We start from the raw sequence: 14,012 nt of genomic DNA on the forward strand, positions 1-14,012 counted from the left end.
GGCGCGCTCAGGCCTGTCGGGAGCCGCGGCCGGTCTGCTCGAGCCGCTCCCGCTGCGGCACCACGACATAACGGGGGTCCTTAGTGGACTCCACGCCGGCCTCGAACACGCCGAACCGCTGCAACGCGCTCCCCGCGAGCAGCGCCAGCCCGGACGCCGCGGCACCGACCCGGCTGCGCCGCGCGATTGAGGCGGCACCGACGGCACCTGCGAGCGTGAGGTACTCCGACAGCCGGCGCAGCCGGTGTGCGCGGCCGGTCGTGTAGGCCTGGCCGGCGTAGCCCAGCCGCCGGTCGACCAGCCGCGAGGCCACCAGCTCGGCGGTCGCGCCGACCACGCCCAGCCGCCGCGCCGGACCGGCCTGCGCGACCGGGGCGAACACCATGCCGAACCCGCCGCCGCTGGCCGAGGCCGAGCCGGTGAACACGAACGGGAGCTGCCGGTGCGCCTCGTGCCAGGCCGGTACCGCGGTGTGGGAGAGCAGGACCGCGGTGTAGGAGGCGACACCGGGCGCGAAGGCCGCCGCCGAGAGACCCGCCGGCCGGGCCGCCCAGCGCAGCAACCGGCCGGGCCGGGTCGCCCGCAGCCGCGGCGGCACCAGCTCGGCCGCACCGGCGAGCGCGGCACCGGGCCCGTAGGCGACCAGGATCCAGGTGCCCACGCTCATCGGCGAGCTCGGTTTGGCCACCCGCAGCATGTGCAGGAACCGCTCGGGCCGGCCGAGGTCGGCCACCAGCAGGTACATGCTGGCCACCAGCGAGCCCAGCGCGCCGACCCGCGCCGCGCGGCGCAGGCCCGGCCGACCGGTGAGGTCGGCGCCAGCCCCCAGCATGGCCGAGCCCGCGGACAGGCCGCCGGTGAACAGGTAGGCGGGGATCTTCCACTCCCAGACCGGCGGCTTGAGCACCGGCCGGTCGTAGTAGGAGCGGAACTCCGCCCGCGGCACCACCGGGCGCTCGCTGCCCCCGTCGTCGCCCCGGCGGGAGAAGACCCGTGCCCTGGTGTCGGCCGCGCCGGTGTCGCTGCGCGGCTCCTCGCGCCGGTTCATGGCCTCGCCCGTCCCAGGAAGGCCGACAACGCGGCGACCACGAACGCCGAGGCCGCGACGGCGGCGGAGCGCCACATCGCACCCGCGTCGCGGGTGGGCACCACCGGGTCCGGCGGCAACCCGTACACCTCGGGCTCGTCGAGCAGCAGGAACACCGCGCCGTGCCCACCGACCCCGTCGTCCGGGCTCTCGCCGTAGAGCCGGGCCTCGGACACCCCGTCCGCGTGCAGCTGCTCGAGCCGCTCCTGCGCGCGCTCGCGGAGCTCCGCCAGCGGTCCGAACTGGATGGAGTCGGTCGGACAGGCTTTGGCGCAGGCCGGCTCGAGGCCGTCCCGGAGCCGGTCGTAGCACAGCGTGCACTTCCAGGCCCGGCCGTCGCCCTCGCGCCGGTCGATCACCCCGTACGGGCAGCCGGACACGCAGTAGCCGCACCCGTTGCAGATGTCCTCCTGGACCACGACGGTGCCGAACTCGGTGCGGAACAGCGCCCCGGTCGGGCAGACGTCCAGGCACCCGGCGTGCGTGCAGTGCTTGCACACGTCGGAGGCCATCAGCCAGCGGAAGTCCGTCCGCGCCTCGGCACCGTTCCCGGCGCCGGGCAGCTCGAACGACGGGAAGCCCAGGTCGACCGACTCGGTGCCCAGCTCTCCCCCGCCGCGCTCGGTCTCCCGCAGCGCGGCGGACACCACCTCGGTGGTCTCCTCGATCCGGGACGGCCCGGTGGGCAGCCCCGCGACCCCGGCGTCCTGCCCGCCGAGCCGGCGGGGCTGCTCGATGAACGCCACGTGCCGCCAGGAGTCCGCGCCGAGCATCCCGGTGTTGTCGAAGGACATGCCGAGCAGGTTGAACCCGTCCTCGGGGACGAGGTTCCACTCCTTGCACGCCACCTCGCAGGCCTTGCAGCCGATGCACACCGACGTGTCGGTGAAGAACCCGACCCGCTCGGGGTGGTCGAGGTGCCCGGCGTCGGCGGCGGGGTCCTCGAGCGGACCGTAGAAGCTGTTCTCGCGCGTCATGTCCGCTCCGTGTGCGCTGGCGGGTCGAGCCGGCCCGCGGTCGCGATCCGGGTCCCGGTCTCCTCGGTGACGCCCGCCCGGCGGCGGTAGCCCTCGAGGTACTCGAGCAGGGCGCGGCCGCGGGGGCGACGGCCCGGCTGGACGTCGCAGGTGAGCACCTTGCTCTCCTGGATGAAGACGTTCGGGTCGACGACCACGCCGATCAGGTCGTTGACCACGTCGCCGCGGACCACCCCGGACTGTCCGAAGTGGTAGGGCATCCAGACCTGGTGCAGGACCCGGTCGGGCAGCCGCAGCGGCGTCATCCGGTCGGTCACGACGACCCGGGCGTCCACCGCGCCGCGGCTGGTGACCACGTGCGCCCAGCCCAGGTGGGCGAGCCCGCGCTCGGTCGCGAGCTCCGGGGATACCTCCACGAACAGCGCCGGCTGGAGCTCGGCCAGATAGGGCACCTGCCGGCTCATCCCGCCCGCCGTGTGGTGCTCGGTGAGCCGCGACGCGGTGAACACGAACGGGAACACGTCCAGGTTGGGTTCGGGCGGCGCCGGGTTGGACGGGTTGTCCGGCCGGCCGTACACCTTCCGCGCCGGGCTGCCCTGCTGGCCGTAGAGCAGGTTGCGCACCGGCGACTCGTGCGGCTCGTAGTGCGTCGGGAGCGGGCCGTCCACCAGGCCGCTCGGCGCGAACAGCCATGCCTTGCCGTCGGCCTGCATGATGAACGGGTCGTCCCCGCGCAGGGCCTCGGGTCCGACCGCTCCGGCGGGCGGGCGGTAGTCCGGCGGCTTGGCGCGCTCGAAGTCGGGGACGTCGTGCCCGGTCCACTCCCCCTTCTCGGCGTCCCACCAGACCAGCGCCTTGCGTTCGCTCCACGGGCGGCCTTCCGGGTCCGCGGAGGCACGGTTGTAGAGCACGCGCCGGTTGAGCGGCCAGGTCCAGCCCCACTCGAGGTCGTAGGCCTCCTGCTCCAGATGGGAGCGACGGCGGGCCGCCTGGTTCACCCCGTCGGCGAACACGCCGCTGTAGAGCCAGCAGCCGGAGGAGGTGGTGCCGTCCGCGCGCAACTCGGGATAGCCGTTCACCGGCTTGCCCGTGCGCAGGTCGATGCCGTTGATGCGGCGCAGCACGTCCTCCGCGGAGGGTTCGTCGCCCTCCATCGCGTAGTCCCAGGCGAGGTCGAGGAGCGGCCGGTCCCGCTCGTCGGTCGACCCGGCCAGCCGCTCCCGGAGGAGCACGCCCAGCCGGTGGAAGAACCAGAGCTCCGAGCGCTGGTCGCCGCGCGGCTCGACGGCCTGGTCCCGCCACTGCACCATCCGCTGTGTCTGGGTGAACGTGCCGGACTTCTCAACGTGCGAGGCGGCCGGGAAGAAGAACACCTCGGTACGGCACTTCTCGGGCACGATCTCGCCGGTCTCGATCTCCGGCGAGTCCTTCCAGAACGTCGCGCTCTCGATCATCGCGAGGTCCCGGACGACGACCCAGTCGAGGTTGGCCATCGCCATCCGCTGCAGGTGGCCGTGGGCCGAGCCCACAGCGGGGTTCTGCCCGAGCAGGAAGTAGCCGAAGACCCTGCCCTCGACCATGTCCATGACCGTGCGGTAGGTGGCGTGGTCGCCGTTGATCCGCGGCAGGTAGTCGAAGCAGAAGTCGTTCTCCGGCGTGGCCTTCTCGCCCCAGTACTCCTTGAGCAGCGAGACCGTGTAGGCGTCGGCGTTGTACCAGAACCCCTTCTGGTCCTTGCCGCGGATGTTCTCCAGGTAGGCGGCCAGGTTCTCGTGGGAGGTGTCGGGCATCGGCAGGTAGCCGGGCAGCAGGTTGAACAGCGTCGGGATGTCGGTGGAGCCCTGGATGTTGGCGTGGCCGCGCAGGGCGTAGACCCCGCCGCCTGGGCGCCCGATGTTGCCGAGCAGCAGCTGGATGATGGAACCGGCGCGGACGTTCTGCGGGCCGGTGGTGTGCTGGGTCCAGCCGACGCTGTAGACCAGCGCCGTCGTGCGCTCGCGGCCGGAGTTCTCCGTCCAGGCCCGGCAGACGCGCAGGAACCGGTCGACCGGCACGCCGCAGATCGTCGAGACCACCTCGGGCGTGTAGCGCGCGAAGTGGCGCCGGAGGATCTGGAAGACGCAGCGCGGGTGCTCCAGCGTCGGGTCCGACGCGACGCCCTCGCCGACGCCCTCCAGCGGCGCGCCACCGGCCCCGGCCTCGTAGGAGGAGGACTGCTCCTTGGCCCGCACGCCGTCCGCGCCCTCGGCGTCGACGCCCTCGTACTGCCAGCTGGACCGGTCGTAGGAGCCGGTCTCCGGGTCGTACCCGCTGAACAGCCCGTCGAGGTCCTCGGTGTCGACGTAGCGCTCGTCGACCAGGAACGAGGCGTTCGTGTACGCGGTCACGTACTCCCGGAAGTCGAGGTCGTTGTCCAGGATGTACTTGATCACGCCGCCGAGGAACGCGACGTCGGTGCCCGCCCGCAGCGGGACGTGCAGGTCGGCCAGGGCGCTGGTCCGGGTGAACCGCGGGTCGACGTGGATCACCTCGGCCCCGCGGGCCTTGGCCTCCATCACCCACTGGAAGCCGACCGGGTGGGCCTCGGCCATGTTGGAACCCATGATCACGATGCAGTCCGCGTTCACGAGGTCCTGCTGGTAGTCCGTCGCGCCGCCGCGACCGAAGGAGGATCCCAGACCGGGAACCGTGGCGGAGTGTCAAATACGGGCCTGGTTCTCGATCTGGACCGCGCCCAACGCCGTGAACAGCTTCTTGACGAGGTGGTTCTCCTCGTTGTCCAGCGTCGCGCCGCCCAGACCGGCCAGGCCCATCGTCCGGCGGAGCGTCCTGCCCTGCTCGTCGCGGTCCTGCCAGCCCCTGCGCCGCGCGTCGAGCACCCGCTCGGCGACCATGTCCATGGCGGTGTCGAGGTCCAGCCGCTGCCACTCGCTCGCGTAGGGAGCGCGGTAGAGCACGTGCTCCTGCCGCTGCGGACCGGTGACCAGCTGCTTGCTCGCCGAGCCCTTCGGGCAGAGCCGCCCCCGCGAGATCGGCGAGTCGGGGTTGCCCTCGATCTGGATGACCCGCTCGTCCTTGACGTACACCTTCTGGGCGCAGCCGACAGCACAGAACGGGCAGACCGAGCCGACGACGCGGTCCGCGCTCGCGGTCCGCGGGGTGAGCTCGGCGGAGCGGCGCGAACGCGCGGCCGCTCCCCGGCCGAGGCGGTCGGTCCCGGTCAGCTGCCGGTACACCGGCCACGACCGGACCCAGTCACCGACTCCCATCCGGGCTCCTCACTCGCTCGTCGCCGACAGCGGCGGCTACCCCGTCCGAGGCCGGTCAAACCCGCGCGGGAACCATGTCAGGGGTTGGCAGGGTTTGCGGTGAGGATCGCCGCCATGAACGGGAACACCAACAGGGACCTCAACGGCAAGGTGGCGCTCGTCGCGGGTGGGACGCGGGGAGCGAGCAGGGCGATCGCGGTCGAGCTCGGCCGGGCCGGCGCGTTCGTGTACGTCACGGGGCGCTCCTCGGGTGGGCAGCGGTCGGACCTGGACCGGCCGGAGACCATCGAGGAGACGGTCGGTCTGGTCGAGCGGGCCGGGGGCAAGGGTGTCGCGGTCCGGGTCGACCACCTCGACCCGGAGCAGGTGCGTGGGCTGGCCGAGCGCGTCGAGCGGGAGCACGGCGGGCTGGACATCCTCGTCGACGGCGTCTGGGGCGGCGACCACCACCTCGAGTGGGGCAAGCCGGTCTGGGAGCACTCGCTCGAGGCGAGCCTGCGCATGATCCGCCTCGGCATCGACGCCCACCTGATCACCAGCCACTTCCTGCTGCCGCTGGTGATCCGGCGGCCGGGCGGTCTGGTCGTCGAGCTGACCGACGGAACCGCGGAGCACAACGCGAAGTACCGCGACGGCACCTCGCTCGCCTTCTACGTCGCCAAGTCCGCGGCCCACACGCTCGCGATCGGCGAGGCCGCCGAGACCAGCGGGTACGACTGCACGGTGGTGGCGATGACGCCGGGCTGGCTGCGCTCGGAGGCCATGCTGGACATCTTCGGCGTCACCGAGGAGAACTGGCGGGACGCGCTGGCCCAGCAGCCGTACTTCGCGATCTCGGAGACCCCGACGTTCACCGGGCGCACCGTCGCCGCGCTGGCCGCCGACCCGGACCGGCACCGGTTCACCGGGCAGACGGTCAACAGCGGGCAGCTCGCGAAGCTCTACGAGATCGACGACGTGGACGGCAGCCGGCCCGACGGGTGGCGGTACGTGGCCGAGGTGCAGGAACAGGGCAAGGACCCCGACCCCACCGGCTACCGGTGACGGTCGACCATCCGCTGGGCGGCCGCGACGAACAGGGCGCGCACCTCGGCCGGCTCGACGACCTCGACCTCGGGGCCGAGCGCGAGCAGCTGCCCGGCGGCGATGTCCGGCCGCTCGAGCGGCAGCACGACCTCGGTCCACCCGTCCGGGTCGGGCGTGCCGGTCCGTTCGAGCACGTCGGCCACGAGGTCGGCGTCCAGGACCGCCGGTAGCGCACGCAACCCGACCGGGCTGAGCCGGACGCGGACCCGCACCTGGAGCAGCGACCGCTCGAACTGCGCCGAGGACCGGTCCCACCAGCTCGCGAGGTCGAAGTCCACGGGGCGCTCGAAGCGCGTCCCGAGGTCCTCGACCTCGACCACCCGCCCCACGCGGTAGGTGCGGACCGTGTCCTCGGCACGGGCGACGAGGTACCAGACGCCCGCCTTGAGCACGAGCCCCAGCGGGTCCAGCACGCGGTCGACCACGTCGCTCGAGCGGCGGTAGCGCACCCGGGACCGGCGCTGCTCCCAGACCGCCGCGGCGATCTCGGCCAGGTGCTCGACCTCGTCGGCACGCTTGAACCAGGCGGGGGCGTCGAGGTGGAACCGCTGGGCGACGTGCTGGGCCTGCTCCCGCAGCTCGGGCGGGAGCGTGGCCGACACCTTCGCGTGTGCCGCGCTGACCGCGGTGCCCAGCCCCAGCTCGGTCAGCGCCCGAGGCACCCCCATCGCGAAGATCGCGACGGCCTCCCGGGAGGTGAGGCCGTCCAACCGGGTCCGCCACCCGTCGACCAGGCGGACACCGCCACCCCGCCCGGGCTCGGTCCAGATCGGCACGCCGGTGGCCTGCAACGCGGCGATGTCGCGGTGCATGGTCCGCTCGGAGACGCCGAGCGCCGCGGCCAGCTCGGCGATCGTCGCACTCCGCCTGCTCTGCAAGGTGAACAACAGCGCCACCAGCCGTTCCGACCGCATGGACCGATCATTCCCCGCGGCCGGTGGCCATGCGAAAGGTGGTGGGGACGTTGACAAGCGCCGGCCCTGGCCGCCAGTCTGGGAGCGCTCCCAGACACTGTCGTCGGTGAGGTGACCATGAGGCGTGCGCACGCTGCCGTGTTGTTGTCGGTGTCCGCGCTGGCGTTGGCGGTGCCGGCGGCCGCACCCCTGGCGGTCGCCGAGGAGCGGGCCGCTCCGGTGGAGGTCGTGGTCGACGTGCGGGCGGGGTTGGAGAAGGTCGACGAGCTGGCGATCGGGGTCAACCACGCCATCTGGGACGCGCAGCTCGGCACGCCCGAGGTCGCCGACCTCATGCGGGACGCCGGCGTCGGGGCCATGCGCTACCCGGGCGGCTCGTACTCGGACATCTACCACTGGCGCACCCACACCGCCCCCGGCGGCTACGTCGCGCCCAACACCGACTTCGACCACTTCATGGCCGGCGTTCGGCGGGCCGGGGCGGCGCCGATCGTGACGGCGAACTACGGCACCGGCACGCCGGAGGAGGCGGCCGACTGGGTCCGTTACGCCAACATTGAGAAGGGCTACGGGGTCCGCTACTGGGAGATCGGCAACGAGATCTACGGCAACGGCCACTACGGCTCGCAGTGGGAGGCCGACGACCATCCGGACAAGAGCCCGGCCCAGTACGCGACGCTGGTCCGGGACTACGCCAGGGCGATGAAGGCCGTCGACCCGACGATCAGGGTCGGCGCCGTGCTGACCACGCCCGGCGAGTGGCCGGACGGCATCACCGCGACCGGGGACGCCGGCAGCTGGAACCAGGTCGTGCTGTCGACCGCCGGGCCGGAGGTCGACTTCGGGATCGTCCACTGGTACCCGACCGGCGAGTCCGGGCCGGAGGTGCTGCCGAAGACCGACCGGCTCTCCGACGCCGTGCGGATGGTGCGTGAACAGGCGCGCCGGTACGCGGGCAAGGACATCGGCGTCGCGATGACCGAGCTGAACACCTCCTACGGCCGCAACACCCAGCCGGGCGCGCTGTTCGCCGCCGACGCCTACGCGACGCTGACCGCCAACGGGGTGTTCACCACCGACTGGTGGAACGTCCACAACGGAATCGACCGGGTGTCGACGATCGCCGGGCAGACCGACTACCACGACTACGGCCTGCTCTCCAGCGGCACCTGTACCGAGGACGGCTCGGCCTGCGAGCCCGCGCTCAACACCCCGTTCGCGCCCTACCACGCGCTCGCGATGCTCTCCCGCTTCGCGCGCCCGGGCGACCAGCTGGTCGCGGCGAGCACCTCCGACCCGCTGGTGCGCGCGCACGCCGCGCGGCGCGGCGACGGCAGCCTCGCGGTCATGCTGGTCAACCAGGATCCCGACGCCGCGAGGGAGGTGGCGCTGGAGTACGCGGGATACCGCCCGGGCGGGGCCGCGGTGGTGCTGACGTTCGGCAACGGCGACACCGGAATCACGGCCACCTCCGGCACGTCCGGGCGGGCGACCCTCCCGCCGTACTCGCTGACCACGCTGCTGCTGCGACCCGCGACCCAGGAGACCCTTCCCGCGGCGCCGGGGCGGCCGCGCGCGGGCACGGTCACCGACCGCGCCGCCACCCTCAGCTGGCCGCCGGCCGCGGCCGGGGTCAAGTACGAGATCCGCGGCCAGGTGGGCGAGGACAGCCAGCAGTGGGGTGAGACCACCGGCACCTCGTTCACCGTCACCAACCTCGCCCCCGGCACGCGGTACACGGTCAACGTCCTCGCCCGCGACAACGCCGGGCGGGTCTCCCCGGCCTCACCGCCGCTGACCTTCCAGACCACCGCTCCCAGCGCGTCGAGCTGCGCGGTCCGGTTCACCGAGACCACCAACTGGGGCAACGGCTTCGTCGCCGACATCGCTGTCACCAACACCGGCACCGCCCCGGTCGACGCCTGGACGCTGACCTTCACCTGGCCCACCACCTGGCAGCGGCTCGACAGCGGGTGGAACGCGACCTGGTCCCAGGAGGGCAGGACCGTGCGGGCGGTCGACGCCGAGGGGGACGCCCTCGCCCCCGGGGCCACGACCACCATCGGCTTCGTCGGTTCCTACCAGGGCCCGAACGTCCCGCCGGTACTGTTCGCCCTGGGCGGCACCCTCTGCTCGGGCGCTCCACAGTAGAGGCGTTTTTCGCGACCGGCCGCTGGGTAACCGGCACTGGTGGACGAGAAGAGCCTGCTGCACACGCTGACCAAGGTGGTGAACACCCTCGCCGCCTCCGGTATCGACTTCGCCGTGGCGGGTGGGTGCGCGGTGTACGCCCGCGGCGGTCCACCGTCCGACCACGACGTCGACGTGTTCGTCCGTGAGGACCAGGTGCGGGCCGCCCAGCAGGCGCTCGTCGACGCCGGCATGCGCCCGGTGGAGCCGCCGGAGGACTGGCTCACCAAGGTCTACGACGACGACGTGCTGGTCGACCTGATCTTCCGCCCGAACTACCGCTCGAACATGCCCGAGCTGCTGGCCCGGGCCGAGGAGATGCGGATCGGACCGGCGCTCGCGCCCGTCGTGACCGCGACCGACCTGATGGTCGACAAGCTGCTCGTACTCGGCCCCCACCGGTGCGACTTCACCCCGCTGCTGCCGATCGCCCGCGACCTGCGCGAGCAGATCGACTGGGGCCGGGTGATGGCGGAGACCGAGGAGTCGCCCTACGCCCGGTCGTTCCTCGGCCTGGTGGAGGCGCTGTCCGTGGCAGAGGTCGAAAGGAGCGGGGCATGAACGAGGAGAGCCCGCAGTACCGCGTCGCACACGTGCGCCGGGCGCTGGCGGAGGATCCGCGCACCGCGGAGATGGGCGTGCGGGTCAACGTCCGGGGTGAGCACCTCCACCTCTCCGGCGAGGTCGCGACCGAGCAGCGGCGCGACGAGCTGGAGCAGGTCATCGTCGAGCTGCTGCCCGACGTGGAGGTGCACAACGACGTCCGGGTGGCCGACACCCGGGAACCAGCACGACTGGAGGAGCTGCGGTGATCAGGATCGCTGCCGTCGGCGACGTTCACCTCGGCGAGGACGCGCGGGGGCGGCTGCGCCCGGCCCTGGACCACCTGGCCGACCACGCGGACGTGCTGCTGCTCGCGGGTGACCTGACCCGGCACGGCACCGTCGAGGAGGCCCACGTCGTCGCCGACGAGTTCGCCGAGCTGCCGGTGCCGGTGGTGGCCGTCCTCGGCAACCACGACCACCACAGTGACCAGGCCGACGACGTCACCAAGGTGTTGGAGGACCACGGCATCCGCGTCCTCGAGGGCGAGGGCGTGACGCTGGAGATCGGCGGCCGGCGCGTCGGCGTCGCCGGGGTGAAGGGCTTCGGCGGGGGCTTCGCCGGCAAGTGCGCGAGCAACTTCGGCGAACCCGAGATGAAGGCGTTCGTCGGACACACGATCGAGATCGCCGAGCGGCTGCGCTCCGCCCTGGAGAGCCTGGACACCGATCTCCGCATCGCGCTCACCCACTACTCGCCGATCCCGGAGACGCTGCGGGGCGAGCCCCCGGAGATCTATCCTTTCCTGGGCTGCTACCAGCTCGGTGAGGTGATCGACGACTGCGGCGTCGACCTGGCGCTCCACGGCCACGCGCACTTCGGCTGCGAACAGGGCGTGACGCCAGGGGGGACCCGTGTCCGCAACGTCGCCCAGCCGGTGATACGCAGCGCGTTCGCGACCTACGGACTGGAGTCCTGACACACCGTGCGAAGAGGGGACGCGTGCCTGCCGAGAACGACGGGGACCTGGCCAACCGGATGCTCCACCTCGCTCAGGAGCTCCAACGACAACCCGACCGCGAGACGACACTGCAGGCGATCGTCAAGGCCGTGGTCAACACCGTCCCCGGAGCGGAGTGGGCCGGCGTGTCCCTCGTCCGGGGACGGAAGGTCACCGCCGAGGTCCCCACCGACGAGATCGTGCGGCTGCTCGACGAATGCCAGAGCGAGCTGAACGAGGGACCGTGCCTGAGCGCGATCCGGGAGCACCGGAGCGTCAACGTCCCCGACCTCGCCGCCCCGGACGTGGACTGGCCGCGGTTCGCGGCCGAGGCCGTGCGGCTCGGCGTGCGCAGCCTGCTCAGCTTCCAGCTGTTCGTCCAGCGGGAGACGCTGGGCGCGCTGAACCTGTACGGCCCGGAGCCGCACGCGTTCGTCGAGGACTCGGTCGTGATCGGCGACCTGTTCGCCCAGCACGCCGCGGTGGCCCTGGCCGGCGCGACCCAGGAGATGCGCCTGGGCGAGGCACTGCGCACCCGGGACCTCATCGGTCAGGCCAAGGGAATCCTCATGCTGCGTGACGGCCTGGACGAGCACCAGGCCTTCGCCCGGCTCGTCCAGGCCTCCCAGCACGCCAACCTGAAGCTGGTCGACGCCGCCCAGTGGCTGATCGCCGAGGTCTCCCCGGAGAAGGCGCGGTAACCACGCGGCACCCGACGAAACCCGGTCCATCCGACAAAGGAGTCCGCATGGCCAACGTGATCAGTCGTCGAAGTGTTCTGGTCGCCGGTGCGGGTGGGGCCGCGGGGCTGGCGTTGCCCGCCGCCCCCGCCCACGCGGAAGGCGGCCAGGCGACCAGCGTGGGCTTCGTCCTCGACGCGACGACCCTCGACGGGGGTGAGCAGGTCACCTCGGTCACCCTGGACACCTCCCGGCTCGGGCGGATCGATCCGGCGAGCCTGACGACCAGCACGTTCAGCGTCCACGCCACGGCCACCAGCCCGATCCCCACCGGCGGTCAGGCCGTGGGCTACGACCTCGACCGCCCGGTGACCGACATCCGGCTCGACCGCCGCGGGGACGTCGTCCTCACGCTGAGCCACGGCGAGGGCCAGGTCGGTGGCGGCACCCTCGGGTACCTGGTGAGCAGGGGCCGCAACGTCCGGCTCGACCTCGTCTACACGATCACGCAGAACTCCCCGATCCTCCTGCGCGGCGGGCGGCCGGTCACGATCTCGCGCTTCGTCCAGGGCCGGCTGGTCAACCCCGAGGTCGACGCCTTCGGTTACCACGTCTCCGCCTCGGGCATGAAGTACCGGCTCTACTCCCCCACCCGCTCGCCCCGGCACGGCCGGCGTCCGCTGGTCGTCTGGCTGCACGGCGGAGGTGAGGGTGCCTCGCTGCCGGACGGCTACTACGACAACGAGACCACGCTGCGCGCCAACCGCGGCGCGCTCGGCTTCGCCACCCGGGCGGCACAACGGATCTTCGGCGGCGCCCACGTCGTCGTCCCGCAGAGCACCTCCGCCTGGATGCAGGACGGGCCCGGCTTCGCCCCGCTCATCGCCGAGATCATCAACGAGGTCGTCCGCAGCCGCCCCGTCGATCGCGGACGCGTCTGCGTGGCCGGTGCCAGCAACGGCGGCTACATGAGCCTGAAGCTGACCACGGTCTACCCCACCCTGTTCGCGGCGTCGGTACCGGTGTGCGGCGTGGTCGCCCCCCGCCAGCCCGGCACCCCGCCGCTGGTCCCCGACAGCGAGCTGGCCGCGATCAGCACTCCCACCTGGCTGGTCACCTCCCGCGACGACACCACGGTGGACCCGCAGGCCAACACCGTCCACGCGCACGAGCTCATCCCCGGCTCCCTGATGACGCTCTACGACCAGGTCGTCTGGAACGGCTACCGGTTCCCCGGCCACTGGTCCTGGATCTACGTGGCCCGCAACCACCCGAGCATCGGCGGGACCGACCTCTGGTCGTGGATGGCCCGCCAACGCCGCCGGTGAGCCGGGGAGTCCTCGTCACCGGGGCGTCCGGCGGGATCGGGCGGGCCATCGCGCGCGCGTTCGCCGGTGCGGGCGACCGGGTGGCGGTGCACTACTCGGCGCGGCGCGCCGAGGCCGAGCGGACCCTCGCCGAGCTGCCCGGCGAGGGACACGCGCTGGTCTCGGGCGACCTGGCCGATCCGAACCAGGTAGCGGACCTGGCCGGGGACGCGGACACCGCACTCGGCGGCGTGGGGGTGCTGGTGAACAACGCCGCGGTCGTGACGGCCGGCTACGCGGTGCCCGACGTCGACTACGAGGCCTGGCAGCAAGCCTGGCGCGACACGCTCGCGGTGAACCTGCTCGGCGCGGCCAACCTCAGCTACCGCGTCGCGCGCCGGCTCATCGAGCGGGGTGCCGAGGGCGTGATCGTGAACGTCGGCTCCCGCGGCGCCTACCGCGGCGAGCCGGACGCCCCCGCGTACGGCGCGAGCAAGGCCGGCCTGCACGCCCTCGGTCAGTCGCTCGCCGTGTCCCTCGCCCCGTACGGCATCGCGGTGGCCTCGGTCGCACCCGGTTTCGTCGAGACCGACCGGGTCGCCGACCGGCTCGCCGGGGAAAGCGGAGCCGCGATCCGCGCGCAGAGCCCGTACGGCCGGGTGGCCACCCCGGAGGAGGTCGCCGCCGCCGTCGTCTACCTCGCCTCGCCGGCCGCCCGCTGGTCCACCGGCGCGGTCCTCGACGTCAACGGGGCCTCCTACCTCCGCTGACCGAGCCACTCTCGGCGTCGTCGGCGCCGCCCACCGCCCGGCCCGTATCCCGACACCCACCAGCCGACCCGCGAGCGGCTGACCGGGCGCGGGAGGGTGTACGGTGACCACGGCGGCCCGCCCAGTTCTGCCTCGGGCCCCTTTTCTCAGTCGACCACCACGCGCCGCGGTCCAGGTGGATCCGCGCCG

General features: G+C 72.7%; 12 protein-coding genes. 8 read left to right on the forward strand and 4 right to left on the reverse strand.

The genetic code is table 11. The annotated features are described in order from the left end of the window. Positions 1–7: 7 nt before the first annotated feature. The 3 genes from nrfD to fdh are packed head-to-tail and all read right to left on the reverse strand — an operon-like array spanning position 8 to position 5,333. Positions 8–1,048, reverse strand: coding sequence for an NrfD/PsrC family molybdoenzyme membrane anchor subunit (nrfD, locus tag BU204_RS12525; protein ID WP_083661256.1), 1,041 nt, complete (start codon positions 1,046–1,048; stop codon positions 8–10). Beyond that, a complete protein-coding gene (locus BU204_RS12530; protein WP_075125812.1) occupies positions 1,045–2,064 on the reverse strand; it encodes a 4Fe-4S dicluster domain-containing protein in 1,020 nt (339 codons plus the stop codon). The genes nrfD and BU204_RS12530 overlap by 4 nt, the downstream gene beginning before the upstream one ends. After that, positions 2,061–5,333 carry a formate dehydrogenase gene (gene fdh / locus BU204_RS12535; protein ID WP_143229476.1) on the reverse strand — a complete coding sequence of 1,091 codons (3,273 nt, stop codon included), beginning with the start codon at positions 5,331–5,333 and terminating at the stop codon, positions 2,061–2,063. Before fdh ends, BU204_RS12530 begins: the two co-directional genes overlap by 4 nt. A gap of 114 nt (positions 5,334–5,447) precedes the next feature. Between fdh and BU204_RS12545 the strand changes: the two genes are divergently transcribed. After that, positions 5,448–6,377, forward strand: a complete 930-nt coding sequence (locus tag BU204_RS12545; protein WP_075125814.1) for an SDR family oxidoreductase — start codon at positions 5,448–5,450, stop codon at positions 6,375–6,377. On the opposite strand, the gene BU204_RS12550 is transcribed toward BU204_RS12545, so the two are convergent. Then, positions 6,368–7,333, reverse strand: coding sequence for a helix-turn-helix transcriptional regulator (locus BU204_RS12550; RefSeq protein ID WP_075125815.1), 966 nt, complete (start codon positions 7,331–7,333; stop codon positions 6,368–6,370). The genes BU204_RS12545 and BU204_RS12550 overlap by 10 nt on opposite strands. 117 nt (positions 7,334–7,450) lie before the next feature. On the opposite strand from BU204_RS12550, the gene BU204_RS12555 reads away from it, so the two are divergent. The 7 genes from BU204_RS12555 to BU204_RS12580 are packed head-to-tail and all read left to right on the forward strand — an operon-like array spanning position 7,451 to position 13,823. Beyond that, the gene (locus tag BU204_RS12555; protein ID WP_075125816.1) at positions 7,451–9,484 is read left to right on the forward strand and encodes a cellulose binding domain-containing protein; all 2,034 of its coding nucleotides are present in this window, start codon (positions 7,451–7,453) and stop codon (positions 9,482–9,484) included. Positions 9,485–9,523: 39 nt separating this feature from the next. Next, the gene (locus BU204_RS12560; protein WP_198942851.1) at positions 9,524–10,084 is read left to right on the forward strand and encodes a nucleotidyltransferase family protein; all 561 of its coding nucleotides are present in this window, start codon (positions 9,524–9,526) and stop codon (positions 10,082–10,084) included. Then, positions 10,081–10,335 (forward strand): BON domain-containing protein, encoded by a 255-nt coding sequence (locus BU204_RS40725; RefSeq protein ID WP_198942852.1) that lies wholly within the window; start codon positions 10,081–10,083, stop codon positions 10,333–10,335. Before BU204_RS12560 ends, BU204_RS40725 begins: the two co-directional genes overlap by 4 nt. Further along, positions 10,332–11,045, forward strand: a complete 714-nt coding sequence (locus tag BU204_RS12565) for a metallophosphoesterase family protein (protein WP_075125817.1) — start codon at positions 10,332–10,334, stop codon at positions 11,043–11,045. Before BU204_RS40725 ends, BU204_RS12565 begins: the two co-directional genes overlap by 4 nt. Before the next feature lie 23 nt (positions 11,046–11,068). After that, a complete protein-coding gene (locus tag BU204_RS12570; RefSeq protein WP_233160126.1) occupies positions 11,069–11,767 on the forward strand; it encodes a GAF and ANTAR domain-containing protein in 699 nt (232 codons plus the stop codon). Positions 11,768–11,814: 47 nt separating this feature from the next. Then, complete coding sequence (locus BU204_RS12575; protein ID WP_075125818.1) at positions 11,815–13,074, forward strand: prolyl oligopeptidase family serine peptidase; 1,260 nt, start codon at positions 11,815–11,817, stop codon at positions 13,072–13,074. Next, positions 13,071–13,823, forward strand: coding sequence for an SDR family NAD(P)-dependent oxidoreductase (locus BU204_RS12580; protein WP_075125819.1), 753 nt, complete (start codon positions 13,071–13,073; stop codon positions 13,821–13,823). The genes BU204_RS12575 and BU204_RS12580 overlap by 4 nt, the downstream gene beginning before the upstream one ends. Positions 13,824–14,012 lie beyond the last annotated feature (189 nt).

Origin of the sequence: Actinophytocola xanthii (assembly GCF_001921205.1) — a bacterium.
GTDB classification, from domain to species: Bacteria; Actinomycetota; Actinomycetes; order Mycobacteriales; family Pseudonocardiaceae; genus Actinophytocola; species Actinophytocola xanthii.